The sequence below is a fragment of the Virgibacillus sediminis genome (assembly GCF_042643265.1).
Lineage (GTDB): Bacteria > Bacillota > Bacilli > Bacillales > Amphibacillaceae > Virgibacillus_O > Virgibacillus_O sediminis.
In genome coordinates this window covers 1-571 of record NZ_JBHRRZ010000021.1, presented here as the reverse complement: position 1 = coordinate 571, position 571 = coordinate 1, and the positions used below count along the sequence as shown (strand labels likewise).

Annotated in this window: 1 protein-coding gene; it reads right to left on the bottom strand. The window is 46.1% G+C overall.

Annotation, left to right across the window (positions count from 1 at the left end):
* Positions 1 to 571: transposase (locus ACFODW_RS12300; RefSeq protein ID WP_390306884.1), on the bottom strand; the 571-nt coding region annotated here is incomplete at both ends.

Below are 571 nucleotides of genomic sequence, written 5' to 3'. Positions count from 1 at the left end.
CAACCTTTTTCATATTTTGACAGGCAGCCGTCATCAGCGCCTGTTCCTTGACTTTCTCTTTTCCGCGCAAGCGACAATAGCGCAGCCCATGCAGTTCTTTTGAATCTGCGAAGCTACGCTCCACTTTTTCTTTTCTCATGCGATAAATCCACTTACCTTCATTGGAAAGTCGATTCAAACGAACCTGCTCTTTATCTCCCTCCCACACATGGCGTGTAACGGTTTTCTGATGCTTTTGGTTCTGGGTACACTGCGTAAGCAGAGGACAGGTCTCACACTGCCTTGGGTCTGACTTATAATGGCGGTATCCATCACGGTCCGTTGTGGCATATCTTAGTTCTTTTCCTTGCGGACAGACGTACATATCATGTTCGTCATCGTATTTATATTTCCATTTAGGTAGAAATCCTTTCCTTGTCTGGTAGCGACGGTGGGCTATCACGCCGAAAATATTCCTTTGGGCAAGTCCATGACAAATAGGAGTAGTTAAATAACCAGCGTCTAAACCAACAGCTTCCACAGAAAAGCCGAACCGTTCCACTTGGCGATCCAACCGGTTTAAGTAGGGCTT